General features: G+C 72.7%; 17 protein-coding genes. 10 read left to right on the plus strand and 7 right to left on the minus strand.

What is annotated here, in order from left to right; all coding sequences use genetic code 11:
* Positions 1–25 precede the first annotated feature (25 nt).
* Complete coding sequence (locus ACF1A1_RS35480; RefSeq protein ID WP_392005691.1) at positions 26–352, minus strand: hypothetical protein; 327 nt, start codon at positions 350–352, stop codon at positions 26–28.
* Positions 353–519: 167 nt separating this feature from the next.
* Between ACF1A1_RS35480 and ACF1A1_RS35485 the strand changes: the two genes are divergently transcribed.
* From ACF1A1_RS35485 to ACF1A1_RS35510, 6 genes are read left to right on the plus strand one after another with little or no spacing between them, the layout of a single operon-like run.
* Entirely contained in the window at positions 520–1,479 is a 960-nt protein-coding gene (locus ACF1A1_RS35485) for an STM4015 family protein (RefSeq protein WP_392005693.1), read from the plus strand.
* Between the two features lie 11 nt (positions 1,480–1,490).
* Positions 1,491–2,708, plus strand: a complete 1,218-nt coding sequence (locus tag ACF1A1_RS35490) for an STM4014 family protein (protein ID WP_392005695.1) — start codon at positions 1,491–1,493, stop codon at positions 2,706–2,708.
* A gap of 40 nt (positions 2,709–2,748) precedes the next feature.
* On the plus strand, positions 2,749–3,564 hold the full coding sequence (locus ACF1A1_RS35495; protein WP_392005697.1) for an STM4013/SEN3800 family hydrolase: 816 nt from the start codon (positions 2,749–2,751) through the stop codon (positions 3,562–3,564).
* Positions 3,561–4,907: an STM4012 family radical SAM protein gene (locus tag ACF1A1_RS35500; RefSeq protein WP_392005699.1), complete on the plus strand. Its 1,347-nt coding sequence runs from the start codon at positions 3,561–3,563 to the stop codon at positions 4,905–4,907. Before ACF1A1_RS35495 ends, ACF1A1_RS35500 begins: the two co-directional genes overlap by 4 nt.
* A 10-nt stretch (positions 4,908–4,917) precedes the next feature.
* Positions 4,918–5,823, plus strand: a complete 906-nt coding sequence (locus tag ACF1A1_RS35505) for an STM4011 family radical SAM protein (RefSeq protein WP_392005701.1) — start codon at positions 4,918–4,920, stop codon at positions 5,821–5,823.
* A gap of 28 nt (positions 5,824–5,851) precedes the next feature.
* Positions 5,852–7,399, plus strand: coding sequence for a CHAD domain-containing protein (locus ACF1A1_RS35510; protein ID WP_392005703.1), 1,548 nt, complete (start codon positions 5,852–5,854; stop codon positions 7,397–7,399).
* Between the two features lie 70 nt (positions 7,400–7,469).
* Here the strand turns inward: ACF1A1_RS35510 and ACF1A1_RS35515 are convergent, their stop codons facing one another.
* From ACF1A1_RS35515 to ACF1A1_RS35535, 5 genes are all read right to left on the minus strand, one after another.
* Positions 7,470–9,521 (minus strand): RICIN domain-containing protein, encoded by a 2,052-nt coding sequence (locus ACF1A1_RS35515; RefSeq protein WP_392005705.1) that lies wholly within the window; start codon positions 9,519–9,521, stop codon positions 7,470–7,472.
* Between the two features lie 143 nt (positions 9,522–9,664).
* Positions 9,665–11,707, minus strand: coding sequence for a beta-galactosidase (locus ACF1A1_RS35520; protein ID WP_392005707.1), 2,043 nt, complete (start codon positions 11,705–11,707; stop codon positions 9,665–9,667).
* A gap of 75 nt (positions 11,708–11,782) precedes the next feature.
* Positions 11,783–13,120 carry an ABC transporter substrate-binding protein gene (locus tag ACF1A1_RS35525; RefSeq protein ID WP_392005709.1) on the minus strand — a complete coding sequence of 446 codons (1,338 nt, stop codon included), beginning with the start codon at positions 13,118–13,120 and terminating at the stop codon, positions 11,783–11,785.
* Positions 13,121–13,215: 95 nt separating this feature from the next.
* On the minus strand, positions 13,216–14,163 hold the full coding sequence (locus ACF1A1_RS35530) for a carbohydrate ABC transporter permease (protein WP_392005711.1): 948 nt from the start codon (positions 14,161–14,163) through the stop codon (positions 13,216–13,218).
* Between the two features lie 4 nt (positions 14,164–14,167).
* Positions 14,168–15,094: a carbohydrate ABC transporter permease gene (locus ACF1A1_RS35535; protein ID WP_392005713.1), complete on the minus strand. Its 927-nt coding sequence runs from the start codon at positions 15,092–15,094 to the stop codon at positions 14,168–14,170.
* A gap of 347 nt (positions 15,095–15,441) precedes the next feature.
* Here ACF1A1_RS35535 and ACF1A1_RS35540 point away from each other — a divergent pair, with 347 nt between their 5' ends.
* Positions 15,442–16,434: a LacI family DNA-binding transcriptional regulator gene (locus ACF1A1_RS35540; protein WP_392005758.1), complete on the plus strand. Its 993-nt coding sequence runs from the start codon at positions 15,442–15,444 to the stop codon at positions 16,432–16,434.
* A gap of 122 nt (positions 16,435–16,556) precedes the next feature.
* Here the strand turns inward: ACF1A1_RS35540 and ACF1A1_RS35545 are convergent, their stop codons facing one another.
* Positions 16,557–17,255, minus strand: coding sequence for a lysophospholipid acyltransferase family protein (locus ACF1A1_RS35545; protein ID WP_392005715.1), 699 nt, complete (start codon positions 17,253–17,255; stop codon positions 16,557–16,559).
* 183 nt (positions 17,256–17,438) lie between these two features.
* Between ACF1A1_RS35545 and ACF1A1_RS35550 the strand changes: the two genes are divergently transcribed.
* From ACF1A1_RS35550 to ACF1A1_RS35560, 3 genes are all read left to right on the plus strand, one after another.
* A complete protein-coding gene (locus ACF1A1_RS35550) occupies positions 17,439–17,615 on the plus strand; it encodes a hypothetical protein (RefSeq protein ID WP_392005717.1) in 177 nt (58 codons plus the stop codon).
* A gap of 87 nt (positions 17,616–17,702) precedes the next feature.
* On the plus strand, positions 17,703–18,020 hold the full coding sequence (locus tag ACF1A1_RS35555) for a hypothetical protein (RefSeq protein WP_392005719.1): 318 nt from the start codon (positions 17,703–17,705) through the stop codon (positions 18,018–18,020).
* A 131-nt stretch (positions 18,021–18,151) separates the two neighbouring features.
* Entirely contained in the window at positions 18,152–18,499 is a 348-nt protein-coding gene (locus ACF1A1_RS35560; protein WP_392005721.1) for a PRC-barrel domain containing protein, read from the plus strand.
* The last annotated feature ends 184 nt before the right edge of the window (positions 18,500–18,683 follow it).

The following is an 18,683-nucleotide window of genomic DNA, read 5'->3' on the forward strand; positions in this document are numbered from 1 at the left end:
TCCGTCATCCTCTGCCCCACCCCGCTCAGTCCGCCACGATCCGCACGGACCCCGGCACGTACTCCCGCTGCCGGATCACCCGGTACCAGCCCCGGGGAAGGGGGATCGCCGCGTGCTCCTCGTGGACCACCCGGCCGCCCTGCGGCAGACGCAGCAGCAGCGGGCCGAACGGCCCCGGCTCCCGCACCATTTCCCCCGGCCCGACCACCGCGTGGGCGTGACCGGTGACCTCGCCCAGCGCCAGCACGAGCCGCCCGCGCCCGTCACGCGGCTCCCTCGGCGCGGTGGCGACATGCGGCGGCACCGCCTCCTCGGCCACGGGCACGATCAGCACGTCTCCCTGCCGGTACACGAAGCCCTCCCCTCCGCCGGCGCACCGCGCACCGGCCTCATGTCGCCGACAGTAGGGGCCGCCACCGACAACGGCCCGACCGCCGCCCCGGCCCCGGGCGTTGTCAGTGGCTGTTGGTAGAACTGCGGTCACACAGGAAGCACCCGTTCTCTCCCAGGAGCAGCCGCATGACCATCGGTGACCACCTCCACGCGCTGTACCGGCTGCCCGCCCGCACGTTCCCCGGCCCCGGTGCGCGCACGGACGACCTGCCCGAGGCGGACTCCTTCGCCTGGCGGATCACCAGCGACGTGTACGACGCCGACGAGGACTGGACGCAGGCCTTCGCCCGCTTCTGCGCCGCCGTCGACACCACCCGCGTGCGCGCCCTCATCGTCGGCGCCTGGCAGGAGGCGTACGACACGGACCCCACCCCCGTCATCGAGGCGCTGCTGGCCGCCCGGGACCGCTTCCCCGCCCTGCGGGCGCTGTTCCTCGGCGACATGGTCGGGGAGGAGTGCGAGATCTCCTGGATCCACCAGACGGACGTCACGCCCCTCCTGGCCGGCTTCCCCGGCCTGGAGGAGTTCGGCGTCCGCGGCGGCTCCGGCCTGCGCTTCCCCGCCCTGCGCCACACCGGCCTGCGCAGGCTGACCATCGAGACCGGAGGCCTGCCCGCGGAGGCCCTGCGGGGCGTCGCCGCCAGCGACCTGCCCGCACTGGAGCACCTCGACCTGTGGCTGGGCACCCCCGAGTACGGCGGCGACGGCGAGGCCGCCGACCTGGAGCCCATCCTGTCCGGCGCCCGCCTGCCGCGCCTGCGCCACCTGGCCCTGCGCAACAGCGAGATCCAGGACGCCGTCGCCGCCGCCGTCGCCTCCGCCCCGGTGGTCGCCCGCCTGGAGGTGCTGGACCTGTCCATGGGCGTCCTGACCGACGAGGGCGCCACCGCCCTCCTCGCCGGACAGCCGCTCACCCACCTCAAGAAGCTCGACCTGCACCACCACTACCTCAGCGAGCCCCTCCGGGAACGCGTCCGGCGGACCCTGGAATCCGCCGGCGTCGAGGTGGACCTCGACCGCGACGACGCCGACGAGGACCACGACGACGACGGCACGGTGTGGCGTTACGTCGCCGTGGGGGAGTGAAGACCGTCCCCATGCACCGACCCGTCACCTCGCCCCCGGCCGGCACCACCGGCACCCCGGGACGGGACGCCCTGCCCGCCTCCCGGCCACGCTTCGCGGTCGTCGGCAACCCCGGGAACCGCCGGGTCACGCTCTTCGCGGACGCGGTGCGCGCGGCCGGACTCCCGAGCCCGCGCGTCATCTCCTGGACGGACGTCCTCGGCGCCGGCGGAGCCGGGTTCGGCGCGGAGGAGATCGTCCGCGTCGACTCCCCCGGGGAGGACGCGGACGTCGACCGGCTGCTGCGCGGCACCCGGGACCCCACCCGGGTGGAGGGCTCGGCCCGCTGGTACGCCGCATTCACCGCCGCCCTGCGGGGCCTGCGCGGCGGCATCCGGCTCGACGACCCGGACGACCTCGCCGTGCTCTTCGACAAACGGCGCTGCCACGCCGTCCTCGACGCGGCGGGCGTACCGGTCCCCGCCTCGCCCACCTCGGGGCCGCGGGCCGCGCCGGTGCGCGGCTGGGACGACGTACGGGCCCTAATGCGCGAGCACCGGATGCCCCGGCTGTTCGTCAAGCCCGCGCACGGCTCCTCCGCGTCGGGCGTGCTCGCCGTGGAGTCGGGCGGCGCCGGACGGATCAGGGCCACCACGTCCGTGGAACTCGCCGCGGACGGCCGCCTGTTCAACTCCCTCAAGGTGCGCCGCTACGAACGCGAACGGGACATCGCGGCGATCGTCGACACGCTCGCCCCGGACGGACTGCACCTGGAACGCTGGCTGCCGAAGGCCTCCCAGCAGGGCCGCGCCGCCGACCTGAGAGTCGTCGTCGTGGCCGGCCGGGCCACCCACGCCGTGGTCCGCACCAGCCGCACCCCGCTGACCAACCTCCACCTGGGCGGCAGCCGCGGCGACCTCGACACCGCCCGGCAGGCCGTCGAGGCGGCGGGCGCCCGCTGGGCCGACCTGCTCGGCGTGTGCGAACAGGCCGCGGCCTGCTTCCCCCGCACCCTGTGCGTCGGCGTCGACCTGCTCCCGGCCATCGGCTGGCGCGCGGCCGCCGTCGGCGAGGTCAACGCGTTCGGCGACCTGCTGCCCCGCCTCACCGGCCTGCCCGGCAGCGGCGCCGAGGGCCTCGACACCTACGCCACCCAGGTCGCCGCCGCCCTGCGCGCCCACGCCCCCTCGCACCACCGGCACGGAAACAGAACAGGACCCACCCATGCCCTCGCCCGCCCCGACGCCTGAGCCGCTCCCACCGACCACGACGGCACCGGGCGAGCCGGACATGAACGAGATCGTGGGCAGCCACGACCTCCTCCTCGTCACACTCGACACCCTGCGCCACGACGTGGCCGCCGAGCTGGCCGAGGCCGGCCGCACCCCGAACCTCGCCCGCCACCTGCCCGGCGGCCGCTGGGAGCGGCGACACGCCCCCGGCAGCTTCACCTACGCCTCCCACCAGGCGATCTTCGCCGGCTTCCTGCCGACCCCGGCCGCCCCGGGACCCCACCCGCGCCTGTTCGCGGCGAGCTTCGCGGGCAGCGAGACCACCGCCGACAGGACCTTCGTCTATGACACCCCCGACCTCGTCTCCGGACTGGCGAAGGCGGGCTACCACACCGTGTGCGTCGGGGGAGTCGGCTTCTTCAACAAGCAGGGCGCTCTCGGCTCGGTCCTGCCGGGCCTGTTCCACGAGTCCCACTGGGCACCGGAGTTCGGCGTGACCTCGCCCACCTCCTTCGAGAACCAGGTGGCCCGCGCCGAACGCGTCGTCCGTGAACTCCGCGCCGAACAGCGGCTGTTCCTCTTCGTCAACGTGTCCGCCCTGCACCAGCCCAACTGGTTCCACCTGCCCGGCGCCACCCGCGAGGCCGGCGACACCCGGGAGACCCACGCCGCCGCCCTGGAGTACGTCGACCGGCACATCGGACGCCTCTTCGCCGCCGCGAGCAGCAGACGCCGCTGCTTCGCCATCGTCTGCTCCGACCACGGCACCGCCTACGGCGACGGCGGCTACACCGGCCACCGCCTCGGCCACGAGTCCGTCTGGACCGTGCCCTACGCCCACTTCCTCCTCGACCCCGCCGAGGCCGCCCGATGACCACCGCGCCCCGGACCACCCGCACCAGCCCCTACCAGAGCTACGTCTACGCCTACCCCCACAAGACCGCCTACCGGGCCCTGCGGGAGCGGCCCGCGCTCACGGACCTGTGGGCCGCCGAACCCAAGGACGCCCTCTCCCTCTACCTGCACATACCGTTCTGCGAGGTCCGCTGCGGCTTCTGCAACCTCTTCACCCGCATCGGCGCCCCGGACGGCCTCACCGGCGCCTACCTGGACGCGCTGGAACGCCAGGCGACGGCCGTCCGCGAGGCGCTGGGGGAGGGGGACGAGGTCCGCTTCGCCACCGCGGCCTTCGGCGGCGGCACCCCCACCTTCCTCACCGCCGCCGAACTGGAGCGCCTCTGCGACATCGCCGAACACCGCATGGGCGCGGACCTGGGCGCCGTCCCCCTGTCGGTCGAGGCCTCACCGGCCACCGCCACCGCCGACCGGCTCGCGGTCCTCGCCGCCCGCGGCGCCACCCGGCTGAGCCTGGGCGTGCAGAGCTTCGTCGACTCGGAGGCCCGGGCCGCCGTACGCCCGCAGCGCCGCGCCGACGTCGAGGCGGCCCTCGCCCGCATCCGCGACGCCCGCGTCCCGGTCCTCAACATCGACCTCATCTACGGCATCGACGGCCAGACCGAGGAGACCTGGCGGCACTCCCTGGACGCGGCCCTGGCCTGGCACCCCGAGGAGCTCTACCTCTACCCCCTCTACGTCCGCCCCCTGACCGGCCTCGACCGCCGCCGCACCGGCCCCGACCCCGCCTGGGACGAGCAGCGGCTGCGCCTGTACCGGGCCGGACGCGACCACCTCCTCGCGCACGGCTACACCCAGCGGTCCATGCGCATGTTCCGCCGCGCCGACGCCCCGCCCCACGGCGCGGACGACCACGCCTGCCAGACCGACGGCATGATCGGCCTCGGCTGCGGCGCCCGCTCCTACACGGCGGACCTGCACTACTCCTTCGACTACGCCGTCGGCATGCACGAGATCCGCGGGATCATCGACGACTACGTCTCCCGCCCGGCCGCCGACTTCGCCCACGCCGAGGTCGGCCACCCCATGGACGCCGACGAGACCCGCCGCCGTCACCTCCTCCAGTCCCTCCTCCAGGCCGAGGGCCTGGCCCCGGACGACTACCGCGCCCGCTTCGGCAGCACCCCTGCCGACGACTTCGGCCCCGAACTCGCCCGCCTCGCCGACCGCGGCTGGCTGAGCGACGACGACCCGGCCACCCTGAAGCTCACCCCGGAGGGCCTCGCCCACTCCGACGCCGTCGGCCCGGAGCTGTTCTCCCCGGCCGTCCGCGCCGCCATGGCCGCCTACGAGAGGAAGTGACCGGCCCGCCATGGACCTGACCCTCCTCTACCGCGGCCCCCTCGCCTCCTGCGACTACGACTGCCCCTACTGCCCCTTCGCCAAGCGGCGCGACACCGGCGCCCAGCTCCGCGCCGACCGCGCCGCCCTCGACCGGTTCGCCGCCTGGGCCGCGGACCAGGCCGGCGACCGCCTCTCGATCCTGTTCACCCCCTGGGGCGAGGGCCTGGTCCGCTCCTGGTACCGGCGCGCCCTCATCGAGCTGTCCCACCTGCCGCACATCCGGCGGGTGGCGATCCAGACCAACCTCAGCTGCCGCACCGACTGGCTCGCCGACGCCGATCCCGACACCCTCGCCCTGTGGTGCACCTACCACCCCGGCCAGACCCCCTACGACCGCTTCCTCACCAAGTGCCGCGGACTCACCGCGCGCGGCATCCGGTTCAGCGTCGGTGTCGTCGGCCTCCCCGACCACCTGGAGGCGGCCCGCCGCCTGCGCGCCGACCTCCCCGACCACGTCTACCTGTGGGTGAACGCCGCCGAGGGCCACACCTACCCGGACGCCGACGCCGACCGGTGGACCGCCCTGGACCCGCTCTTCCCCTACAGCCGCCACCCGCACCGCAGTGCCGGCCTGCCCTGCCGCACCGGCGACTCGGTGGTCTCCGTCGACGGCGACGGCACCGTCCGCCGCTGCCACTTCGTCCGCACCGAGCTGGGCAACCTCTACGACGGCTCCTACCGCGCCGCCCTGCGCCCCCGCCCCTGCCCGCTGACCGTCTGCGACTGCCACATCGGCTACGTCCACCTCGAGACGCTGCCCCTGTACGACGTCTTCGCGGGCGGCGTCCTGGAGCGCGTCCCCGCTACCGGCACCGACGGAACCGCCGTTCACCTGCCGCGTCCCGTGCGCAGGGGCGGCGCCGCGGAGGTTTGAATTCGCGCATCGGGTCAACCGGGAACACATGAGCCAGTCGACACGGGAGACGGAACGAAAATACGAGGTGCCGGCCCCGGGCGGCTTCCCCCGGCTGTCCGGCCTGACCGGCGAGGGCGACGGCACCTCACTCGTCGACGCGGGCACCCACGACCTGGACGCCGTGTACTACGACACCACCGACCTGCGCCTGACCCGCTCCGCCGCGACCCTGCGCCGCCGCACGGGCGGCTCCGACGCCGGCTGGCACCTCAAGCTGCCGCTGGCCGACGACTCCCGCGAGGAGATCCGCGCGCCGCTTCAGGAGGAGATCCCCGACGAACTGCGCGAGTTGGCGCTCTCCCGCACCCGCGGCGCCCGTCTCGAGCCGGTGGTCCGCATCCGCTCCCACCGGACCGTGCGCGACCTCGTCGACGCCGACGGAGCCCGAGTCGCCGAAATCGTCCTCGACCAGGTGGCGGCCGACTCGCTGCGGCCCGAGGGCGGACACACCGCCTGGACGGAACTGGAGGTCGAACTCGTCGAGGACGGCGACCCGGCCCTCCTCAAGCGCGTCGACAAGGCCCTCGGCAAGGAGGGCTTCGCGCGGCTGAGGACCCCGTCCAAGCTGGCCCGCGCCCTCACGGAGACGGCCCCCGACAAGGAGACGCTCCCGGACACCGGGCCCGCACCGGACCGGCCCGCCGACGTGACCGCGGGCTCGGCGGGCGACCACGTGCTCGCCTACGTCTCGGAGCAGGTCCGCACCATCGTGGACCTCGACCCGGCCGTACGGCGCGGGCTGCCCGACGCGGTGCACAGGATGCGGGTCGCCTGCCGGCGCCTGCGCAGCTGCCTGCGCTCCTACCGCTCCCTGTTCGACCGCGAGGTCACCGACCCGCTCCGGGAGGAGCTGAAGTGGCTCGGCGGCGAACTGGGCGTCGAACGCGATCAGGAAGTGCTGTCGGACCGGTTGCGCGAGGGCGTGGCGAAGCTGCCGCCCGAACTGGTCCTCGGCCCCGTCTCCGCCCGCCTCCAGGCCTGGGACGCCACCCGGTCCTCCGCGGCCCGCGAACGCTCCCTCGCCGCGCTGTCCTCCCCCCGCTACGTGACCCTCCTGGAATCGCTGAACCGGCTGACGACCCACCCGCCGCTGCGCTCCAAGGCCTCCCGGAAGCCGGCGAAGGCCCTGCCCCGGGCGATCCTGAAGGAGCACGACCGGCTTGCCGGCCGCATCGAACGCGCCCGGCGCATGCCGCCCGGCCCGGAGCGTGACGCCGCCCTCCACCACGCCCGCAAGGGCGCCAAACGCCTCCGCTACGCCGCCGAGGCCGCCCGCCCCGCCCTCGGCACGTCCGCCTTGGCCCAGCACGTCAAGGCGGTGCAGAAGGCACTCGGCGACCACCACGACAGCGTCGTGGCCCGTGAGGACCTGCGCCGCCAGGCGGTGGCCGCCCACGCCGCGGGCGAACCCGGCTTCACCTGGGGCCTGCTGTACGGCCAGGAGCAGGCCACGGCCGCCGACCGGGAGCGGGAGCTGCCGCAGCTGTGGGAGCGGGCCTCGCGGCGCCGCCTGCGGAAGGCGCTGCGCTCCTGACGGACATGCCGGCGCCCGCACCGTGACGGACACGGTGCGGGCGCAGGTCTTCACGGCGCTGCCAGGAAGGTCAGGAGGTGCCCTGGCCGCTCACCGTGCCGGTCACGTCCGTCACCCTCCACCGCTGGTTCGCACCGGAGTTGGGCTGCCACGTCGTGACGGCTGCTCCCTCGTTCGTGGCCTGGCCGCCGACCTCGAGGACGCGGCCGGTGGCGGCGTTCACCAGGGTCCAGGTGCCGTCACCGGTGGTCGACATGATCCACTCGGTGGCCGGGTCCCGCTCGCCGGTGTCGGGCTCCACCACGGGCACGTTGTCACGGACGGCCAGCCGCTCGCCCTCCGCCGGGTTGGCGAACACGTACCGCTGACGGGCGCCGGTCTCGCCGTAGCGGGCGTCCAGCTGCCACTGCTGCGCGGTGGTGCCGGTGCCGGTGCCGATGACCAGGTTGGTGCCGTTGGCGGCCACGGTGACCGCCTTGCCGCTCTGCACGCCGGTCAGGGTGTAGGTGTGGCCCTTGCGGATCAGCGGGGCGTCCTTCGCCACGCCGGACACGCCCTTGACGGCGAAGGAGGTCACCGACTGGGCGGGCACCGTGAAGGTGGCCTTGCGGTCGGCCACCCTGATCGGCGCCTGCGGCTGGAGCTTGCCGTCGGCGCTGGTGACGACCGGGGTGACGGTCGCGTCGTCGCTGATCCTGCGGAACTTCGACAGGTCGATGGTGACCGTGCGGGCCTCGGTGGTGCTGTTGACGTGGACCAGCGAGGCACCCTTGCCGTTGGCGGTGACGGCGGCGGCGCTGGAGGTGTCGTTCACCTTGATCAGCTTGTCGCCGGGCTTGATGAAGTGGGTGAAGTTGCGGGCGGTGTCGAACTTGGTGTTCGTGTGGATCGGGCAGGACTCCAGCGTGTCCGTCGACGTGCAGCTGAACGGCAGCTGGATGCTGCCCCAGTTGCCGCCCTTGGCGGACTCGCCGCCGGGCTTCATGTTGTCGTAGTCCTCGACCGGCTGCCAGAACACCCAGGCCTTGGGCTCGAGTTCGCGCAGGTCGTCGACGATGCGCTGGGCGAGCCCGAGACCGGGGCGCATGTCGGTGAAGCTCTGCCCGTCGCCCCAGTCGCCCTCGACCTCGCTCATCCACAGCGGCTTGTCGGCGGCCTTGGCCAGGTCCCGCACGGTGGTGCGCTGCCCGGTGCCGTAGGTGTGGACGTTCATCTGCTCGACGACGTCACGCGCCTGCTGCGAGTAGGCGTTCCAGTTCTGCGCGAAGATCGACGGGTTGGTCTCGTCCATCGCGGAGATCTCCGCCTTGGTCTTCGCCTTCTTCAGCGCGGGCGCCAGGGCGGCGAGGACCTTCTGCTGGAGTTCGGGGCCCATGTGGGCGCCCTCCTGACGGCCGCCGACCGGCTCGCCGTCCGCGCCCAGCCGGGTGCTCCAGTAGCCGGTGTTCGGCTCGTTGAACGGGTCGACGGTGTCGACCTTGATGCCGTGCGCCTTCTCCAGCCGCTTGGTCGCCTCCGCCATGTAGGCGGCGAAGTCGTCGACCGACTCGGGCTTCAACTGGTCGGCGGTGGCGTTGAACCCGCCGGAGACGTAGCCGCTGACGGTCATGAACCACGGCGGGGAGTTGCTGAAGGTCTCCCAGTGGTCGATGTCGTTCTTGATGCGGTCCACCCACCAGCGCTGGGTGGCGTCGGCGTTCTTGTTCCAGTCGGCCGGGTCGTCGGCGCTCCACCAGTCGGTGTCCTCGCGGGTGGTGCCCTCGGGCGCCTGCCACCAGCCCTCGACGGCACCGCCGGCGCGCAGGTAGTCCTTGACGTCCGGGGCGTTGCCGCCGCCGATGTTGTACCGGGCGATGTTCAGCGCCAGCCCGTCGTCGCCGAAGAGGAGCCGGGCGAGCTTCTCGCGTATCTCCGGCGGGTAGTCGCCGGTCGCGTTGGCGAACCAGACCAGGCTGGTGCCCCAGCCCTCGAACTTCTCCTGCCGGTACGACGGGTCCGGCTGGACGGTGACGGAGGCGGCGGCCTCGGCCTGCGCGGGGACGCCGAGCAGGGTGGCCCCGGTGGCCAGGGCGGTCAGGGTGGCGGCCCCGAGGGATCGTCTGCTGCGGGTACGGCGTGCCATCGTGTGCTCCCAACTGCGGTGCGGTCGCTGCGTGGGCCCCTCCCGCCACCGAGGCGGAAGGGGATGGCCCCCGACACGGGTGCGTGCCGTGCCGAGGAGTCGAGGGGGTGGGGGTGCGGGGGCGGTGCGTGTGCGGCCCGGGGTCAGCCGGCCGGCTGCCGCAGTACGGCGACCTCCCTGGGGCCGAGGACGAGGGTGCCGTCGGCGTCGGTGCTCCCGTGCAGGACCTCGCCGTGCAGGCCGGTCACCGGCACGGTGTCGTCGGTCCGGTTGACCACGAACAGGAAGCGGCCCGCCGCACCGCGCCGGACGGTCAGCTCGACCCGTCCGCGCAGGCCGGCCGGCAGTTCGCTGGTCACGCCGGCCGGCTCCAGCAGCCGCGGCAGCAGCGAGACCAGCCCGTCGACGCCGAGCCGCGTGGAGACGTAGGAGGCCGAACCGCCGCCCGTGGCGCGCCGGGTGACGGCCGGACGGCCGGCGTGCGCTCCCGTCCGGTAGCGGGCCAGGACCTGCGTACCGGCGTCGGTCGCGGTGACCTGGTCGGTCCACAGGGTGCCCGTGGTCGCGTCGTCCAGTTCCACGCTCTCCCCGGCCAGGAGCGGCCCGAACTCCTCGACCCGGATGCCGAGCAGCTCGCGCAGGGCCCCCGGGTAGCCGCCGAGCCAGACGTGGTCGTTCTCGTCGACGACCCCGGAGAAGTACGTGGTGACGAGGTGGCCGCCCTGCTCGGCGTAGCGCGTCAGCTCCTTGGCGAGCCCGGCGGGGACGACGTGCAGCACGGGGGCGATCAGCATCCCGTACCGGGCGAGGTCGGCGCGGGTGGTGACGAGGTCGGCGCGGATGCCGAGGGCCAGGAGCGCCGAGTACCAGTCGAGCGCCTCCTGACGGTAGTCGAGCAGGGAGGTGGGGTGGGAGTCCTGTTCACTCGCCCACCACGACTCCCAGTCGAAGAGGACGCCGACCCGGGCGGGCTCCCGTTCGGACCCGGCGACCGGCGCGAGCGTCTTCAGGGTGGCGCCGAGACCGGTCACCGCGCGGAAGAGGTCGCTGTCCGCGCCGGCGTGCGGGACCATCGCCGAGTGGTACTTCTCGGCGCCGGCCGCCGACTGCCGCCACTGGAAGAAGCAGACCGCGTCCGCGCCGTGCGCCACGTGCAGCAGCGAGTCGCGGGCCAGATCGCCGGGCCGCTTCGCCACGTTGACGGGCTGCCAGTTGACGGCGCTGGTGGAGTGCTCCATCAGGAACCAGGGGCGCCCGCCCGCGATGCCGCTGACCAGGTTCGCCGAGAAGGACAGCTCGTCGCGGTCCTGCGGACCGGGGTGGACGTAGTGGTCGTTGGAGACGAAGTCGATCTCGTCCGCCCAGTCCGGGTAGTTCATGCCCTTGGTGCCGCCCATCACCATGAAGTTGGTGGTGACCGGCACGTCGGGCGTGATCTCCCGCAGGATGTCGCGCTCCGCGCGCAGATGGTCCTTCAGCGCGTCCGAGGAGAAGCGCTTGAAGTCCAGCTGCTGCGTCGGGTTGGGATGCGAGGCGGCGAGCCGCGGCGGCAGGATCTGCTCCCAGTCGCTGTAGCGCTGCGACCAGAAGGCCGTCCCCCAGGCGTGGTTGAGGGCGTCGAGCGAGCCGTAGCGGGCGCGCAGCCAGTCGCGGAAGGCGCGGGCCGCGTCGTCGGAGTAGTCGTAGACGTTGTGGCAGCCCAGCTCGTTGGAGACGTGCCAGGCCACCAGCGCCGGATGCTCCCGGTAGCGGTTCGCGATCTCGCGGACCAGGCGCAGGGCGTGCTCGCGGAAGACGGGCGAGGTGGGCCGCCAGTGCTGCCGGGCGCCCGGCCACACCGTCTCGCCGTTCGCCGTCACCGGCAGGATCTCCGGGTGGGCGGTGGTGAGCCAGGGCGGCGGGGAGGCGGTCGCGGTGGCGAGGTCGACCCCGATGCCGCCCGCGTGCAGCAGGTCCATGACCTCGTCGAGCCAGCCGAAGTCCCAGGTGTCCGGGCCCGGTTGGATACGCGCCCAGGAGAAGATCCCCACGGACACGACGGTGACGCCGGCCTCGCGCATCAGCCGGACGTCCTCCTCCCACACGTCCCGGGGCCACTGCTCGGGGTTGTAGTCGGCGCCGTAGGCCAGACGCGGGGCGGGGTCACCGTCCGCCCCGCGGCGGCGGGACTGGAGGGTGGAGATCATGGCGGTCCTTCCGGGTGTGGTGCACGGGGGCGGCGCGGCCCAGCGCCGCGCCGCCCGTCGTCTCTTGCCTGCCGACTACTTCTCGACGGTGAAGCCCTGCTCCTCGCCGTACTTGACCGAGGCGTCCTGCCAGGCCTTCAGACCGTCCGCCAGCTTGGTGCCGGAGACGTAGGCCTTGCCGACGGTGTCGTTGAAGATCGAGTTGGCGTACTGCTGGAAGGGCAGGTACGACCAGTCGTCGGCGACGTTCGCCGCGGACTCGGCGAAGATCTTGTTGGCCTGCTGTCCGCCGAAGTAGTCGAACGCGGTGTTCTGGAACTCGGTGGACTCCAGCTCCGCGGTGGTCGCCGGGAAGGCACCCTGCTTGACCCGGGTCTGCACGCCGTCACCGGCGTTCGCGTACTCGACGAAGGCGTAGGCGAGTTCCTTGTTCTTGCCCAGCGCCGGCAGTGCCAGGGAGCTGCCGCCGTTCTCCGCGCTCGCCTTGTCGCCCTTGGTCCAGGCCGGCATCGGGGCCGCGCGCCAGTCGCCGGCCGCGTTCGGCACGCCGGTGACGAAGTTGGCGGGCATCCAGGCACCGGTGGCCAGGGTGGCGATGGTGCCGTCACCCAGCCCCTTGTACCAGTCGTCGGTCCAGCCGTTGATGGGCGCGAGAAGCTTCTCGTCGATGAGCTTCTGCCAGGTGTCGGTGTACTTCTTGGCGCCCGCGTCGGAGAAGTCGATCTTCACCTTGGTGCCGTCGACCTGGTAGGGGCGCGAACCGGCCTGCCACAGCATGCTGGTGGTGAAGCCCGCGTCGCCGGCGTCGTTGGCGATGTAGACCTTCGGATCGGCCTTGTGCAGCTTGCGGGCCGCGTCGACGTACTCGTCCCAGGTGGTCGGGACGGCGATCTTGTACTTGTCGAAGACCGTCTTGTTGTAGAACAGCGCCATCGGGCCGGAGTCCATCGGCAGGCCGTAGACGGCCTTGCCGTCGTTCACGGCGTTCCACGGACCCGGGGTGTACTTCGAGGCGAGCTTGTCGGCGCCGAAGGGGGCCAGGTCGGTGAGGCCCTTGGTGAGCGCGTACTGGCTCAGCGCGAAGTACTCGACCTGCGCGACGTCGGGCACGCCCTTCTCGGCCGATATGGCGTTCGACAGGGCGGTGTAGTGCTTGTCACCGGACCGCTCGCTGACGAGGTTGATCTTGACCTTGGGGTACTTCTTCTGGAAGTCGGCGGCGACCGTCTTGAGCGTGGGTTCCCAGGCCCAGACCGTGACCGTGCCGCCCTTCTCGAGGGCCGCCTGGATGTCCGAGGCGGAGACCGCCTTCTGGTCGGAGCTGTCGTCGGAGCCGCCGCAGGCGGTGGCGCCCAGGGCGAGGGTGGAGAGGAGGGCGATGCCGCGCAGCAGGCGGCTGGTCTTTCTGCGCATGGAGGTGCTTCCACTTCTTCGTGGGTGGGACAGGTGAGGGTGGGGGTGCGCAAGGTGGGGCTTGGGGGGAGTGGCGCCGGGCTGGTGGCGCGGCGTCACTCCTTGACGCTTCCGGCGGCGAGCCCGGACTGCCAGTACTTCTGGAGCAGCAGGAACGCGGCGATCAGCGGCAGGATGGTGAGCAGCGAACCGGTGATCACCAGGTTGAAGATCACGTCACCGCCGATCGTCTCCGCCTGGGAGTTCCAGACGCTCAGGCCCAGGGTCAGGGGATACCAGTCCGAGTCCTTGAGCATGATCAGCGGCAGGAAGTAGTTGTTCCAGGTCGCGACCGTGGTGAACAGCAGCACGGTGACGATGCCGGGGGCGAGCAGCGGCAGCGCGACCGTGAAGAAGGTGCGCGCCTCGCCGGCCCCGTCGATCCGGGCGGCCTCCAGCAGTTCGGTGGGGATGGCCTCGGCGGCGAACACCCACATCAGATACAGGCCGAACGGCGAGACCAGCGACGGGATGATCACCGCCCACGGGGTGTCGGTCAGGCCCATCTTGCTGAACATCAGGAAGGTGGGCACCGCGAGCGCCGTGCCCGGGACGGCGACGGCCCCGATGACCACGGCGAAGACGCCGCGCTTGCCGGGGAAGTCGAACTTCGCCAGCGCGTAACCGCCCAGGATCGCGAGGAAGGTGGCACCGCCGGCGCCGAGCACCACGTACATCAGGGTGTTCAGCAGCCAGCGCGTGAACACGCCGTCGTCGTACGTGAACGTGTCGCGGATGTTGTCCCACAGGGCGAAGTCGTCGCTGAACCACAGCCCGGACGAATCGGCCAGGCCCGACTGGGTCTTGGTGGCGTTGATGGCCAGCCAGATCAGCGGGACCACCGTGTAGAGGACCACCAGGGAGGTCAGCACGGTCAGCAGCGTGCTGCGCCGGGGCCGTCCGGCGGTGTGCCGGCGCGGACCGCGCAGTCGCGGCGCGCTCCTGCCGGGGCCCTGGGCCTTGGCCGGCGCGGCGGGGGAGGCGGTGGTGAGAGGGCTGCTCATCTGGTCACGCTCCCTTGCGCATGCCGCGCAGCTGCACGACGTAGGCGATCAGCATCGTGATCAGCCCCATGATGATGGCCACCGTCGCGGAGTAGTTGTGCTGCTGGCCGTTGAAGGACAGCGAGTACGTGTAGTAGTTCGGGGTGTAGTCCGTCGTGATGGCGTTGCGTGCCAACGGCCGCAGGATGTTCGGCTCGTTGAAGAGCTGGAAGCTGCCGATGATGGAGAAGATCGTCGCGATGACGAGGGCACCGCGGATCGCGGGCAGCTTGATCGCGGTGATGACCCGGAACTGTCCGGCGCCGTCGATCTCCGCCGCCTCGTAGAGCGAGTTCGGGATGACACGCAGCGCCGAGTAGAAGATCAGCATGTTGTAGCCGACGAACTCCCAGGTGACGATGTTGCCGATCGACGCCAGCACCAGGTCGGGCGAGAGCGGGTCGGGCAGGGTGACGCCGAACGCCCCGTTGATGTCGCCGACCAGTCCGTACTTCGTGCCGTACATGAAGCCCCACATCAGGGTGGCGACCACGGCGGGCACCGCGTACGGCAGGAAGATCGTGATGCGGAAGAAGCTCTTGCCGTAGAGCCGCCCGCTGTCCAGGGCCAGGGCCACCAGCAGGGCGATGCCGAGCATGATCGGGACCTGGACGGCCAGGAAGAGCGACACCCGGCCCAGCGAGGCCCAGAACCGGTCGTCCTTGAGCGCCTGCGTGTAGTTGTCCAGGCCGACGAAGGTGGTGCCGCCGATGAGCTGGTCGCGGAAGAGACTGAGGTAGATCGAATACGCGATCGGAGCCAGGAAGACCAGGGCGAACACGGCCACGAAGGGACCGATGAAACCCCACCCCGTCCAGGAGCGGCGGTCCCGTTTCGCCGGAGGAGGTGCCGGCCGCGGTTCGGCGGCCGCCGGCGGTTGCAGCGTCGTCATGTCGTTCCTCGCTCGTCCAGTCCTGGAACCGGCGGCGCCGCACCGAGGGACAGGGCTGCACCGCCACGATGTTTACGCAAACATCAGTCACCGCATGTGCCCGATGGGCTGTTATGTTTACGTAAACATCTGATGGCGGCATGTCTACACTGCCCCGATAACCACGGTCAAGGGTCCCTTGGGGCGACGGTGGAACCTGCGGCGACAGAGAGGTGGGGCTACGGGTGGAGATGGCTGAAAGAGCCCTGGCGGCGGGAGCCGGGACGGCCGGCGGACCGGCCGGAGGCCCCGCCGAGCCAGGCGGCGCCCTCCAGCGCGCCCGCACCCGCGGCCGCGCCACCGCCTCCATGGCGGACGTGGCCCGCCTGGCGGGCGTCTCGTCGCAGACGGTGTCCCGGGTGTCCAACGGGTACGCCGGGGTGAACGAGGAGACCCGGCAGCAGGTGCTGGCGGCCATGAAGGAGCTGGGCTACCGCCCCAACAGCGCGGCCCGCGCACTCAAGCGGGGCGAGTTCCGCACCATCGGCGTCATCACCTTCACGCTGTCCACCACCGGCAACGTGCGCACCCTGGAGGCGATCGCCACCTCCGCCGCCGCCGAGGGGTACGCGGTGACACTGCTGCCGGTCGCCGTCCCCACCCAGGACGAGGTGCGCGGCGCGTTCTCCCGGCTGGAGGAACTGGCCGTCGACGCGGTGATCGTCATCATGGAGGTGCATCTGCTGGACGCGGCGATCGTCACGCTCCCGCCGCACGTCCAGGTCGTGGTCGTCGACTCCGACGCCGGCAGCCACTACACGGTCGTCGACACCGACCAGGCCGGCGGCACCCGCACCGCCGTCCAGCACCTGCTCGGCCTCGGCCACCGCACCGTCTGGCACCTGGGCGGTCCGGAGGACTCGTTCGCCGCCCAGCGGCGCGCGGACGCCTGGCGCGAGGCCCTCGTCGAGGCCGGCCGCACCCCGCCGCCCCTCGTCCGCGGCGACTGGTCGGCGGAGTCCGGCTACCACGCGGGCCTCGACCTCGCGGCCCGCGAGGACTGCACCGCCGTCTTCGCGGCCAACGACCAGATGGCCCTCGGCCTGCTGCGCGCCCTCCACGAACGCGGCCGGCGCGTCCCCGAGGACGTCAGCGTCATCGGCTTCGACGACATCCCCGAGGCGAGTTCCTTCCTGCCGCCCCTGACCACGCTCCACCAGGACTTCGCCGAGGTCGGCCGCCTCTGCGTGCAGGCCGTCCTGCGCAAGATGCGCCACGAGGGCCCCGAACGCGGCACCACGCTCGTGCCGACACGGCTGGTCCTGCGACAGAGCACGGCACCGCCGCCTCGGGCGCACTGAGGGGGCGAGGCGATCCGGGGGAGGGGAGGAGCCCGCGCTGAGGGGGCGAGGCGATCCGGGGGAGAGGAGGCGGCGTAGGCGTCGGTGCCGGTGCCGATCGGACGGGGGGAGCCGCCGGACGGCTACGCCGCCCGCTGTTCCGCACGTCGCTCGCCGACGCCGCGTTCGTCCACACCCCGCTCGCCCACCGCCCGTACCGCCGTACGCCAGGCCGCCGCGACGGCGTGCCGGGCGGCCGCCGTACCGGTGCCCACCTCCCTCGGCAGTCGCAGCGGGGCGCCGACGTGGACGTGGCAGCGGGGGCGGCGCAGCGGTGCCGTGAGCGCGCCCGCCAGTTGCTTCGGCGTCGAACCGGAGGAGATCCGCCGGGCGCCGGCGTGCCCCACCGGGACCACCAGTGCGCCGGACGCGTGCGCGAGCCGCGCGAGTCCGGTACGGAACGCCTGCGGCGGACCGGGGGCCGCGTCCAGGCGGTCCGGCAGCCCGCCCTCCCCGTAGAGCAGGACGTGCCGGCCACCGGCGAGCGCCTCGGCGGCGGCGTCGAGCGCGAGCGCGGCGTGCGCCGACCGGCGGCGGACGGGGATGTGCCCCTCGCGCGCCAGCGTCCGCCCGAGCAGCGGGACACGCCAGAGACCGGCGGTCGCCATGACCACCGGCTCCACGCCCAGTCCTCGCAGCGCGGCCAGGACGACGGCGGGGTCGGCCAGGGAGTCGTGGTTGGCCACGAAGATGGTGCCCGCGGGCAGGCGCAACCGCAGCTCGCTGGTCACGGTGAGGCGGCCGAACAGGGGCGTCAGGGCGGCGGCGGCACGGCTGAGCACGGAGGGGCCTTTCCGGTCGGGGCGTTGTGCTCCACAGTGTCGCGGCGACACGACGGCCGCGCCTGAGTACGGCTACTCAGGCCGTCGGCGGCCGTCCTGGGCGTTCCGCCGTGTTTCCGGCCCGGTCGGGGGCATCCGGAGGAGAACGGACGAACAAATCGACACTTCGAAGGGACGGACACCATGCTGGCCATCATCGCGGCGGTGGCGTTCTTCATCGCCTTCCTGATCAACGCGGCGGAGATCTCGACCAACGACATCTTCACCTCCACCAACGTCATGCTCCTCGGCCTGACCCTGCTCGCCCTCCACGTCGCCGGCATCGGCGGCGGCTGGTCGGGGCGCGGCCGCAGACGCTGACCCGGCGGCACGAGGTTCACGGCCGCGGGCCGGAAGGACATCGCGCATTCGTGGGTAGGCGGGGCGACAGCCGAGGAAGGGATCTCCATGACGACCTACGTGATCACCGTGCCCGGTACGTTCACCTCCGGGATCGAGGAGGACGCGCGGGCGCGGCTGACCCGCACCCTGCGTCCGGCCGATCCGCACCGCACCCGGATGGGGAACACCGAGGATCTCGACGCGCTCACGGTGAACGAGGACGACACGTTCACCATCCGCCTCACCGTCGAGGCGGACAGCGCTCCCCGTGCCGAGGAGGCCGCCCGACGGCTCGCCGACTCCGCCCTGCGGGAGGCGGGCCTCGACGACACCAGCGCGCCCCTCGGGCCCGCGGTGGTCACGGGCATCGACTCCGACGTCTGAGCCGGCGCGCACCGGGTCCGCCGGCGTGTCGGGACCGCCCCGACCACGCCGGCCGACCCGGACCCGCCTCCGGCACGTCTACGGCGGGTTGTCGTGGGCACTCACAGGGCCAGCAGAGCAGGGAGGACACCGTGAGCGAATTCAGTGGCCGCCGTGTGCCCACGGCGGGGCACACACCGGACGACGACCTGACGGGCTACCGGGTGATCGCGCCCGACGGCCGCGCCGGAAGGGTCAGCAAGTACTCCCGGGACCTCGGCCGGGGCTTCCTCGTCGTGCGTACGGGAAACCGGTTCTTCGGCAGGGACGTGGTCCTCGCCTCGGACGTGGTGGTCGGCGTCCGGCACGCCGACCGGACCGTGCGGCTGTCCCGCACCAGGAGCGAGATCAGGTCGGCCCCGGCCTTCGACGTGGACACCTACCTCGGCGACCCGGCCCACCGCGACCAACTGGGCGGCCGGCACGGCTCCGGCCACTGACCGCACGGTCGCTCGACGATCGGGCCGCGCGCGTCCGGGACGTCTGCCGGACGGTCCGGCCGCGGGACCCGCCCGCAGAAGGCGCCCGACGAGCCCCCGTGGGATCTCGCCGGTGGACACCGGGCGGGTGCCACGGCCTTCCTGACGCCGTGTCGGCGTCTGCGGCATCGGTCCGGGCAGTCGG

This window comes from Streptomyces sp. NPDC014995, assembly GCF_043080745.1.
GTDB lineage: Bacteria > Actinomycetota > Actinomycetes > Streptomycetales > Streptomycetaceae > Streptomyces.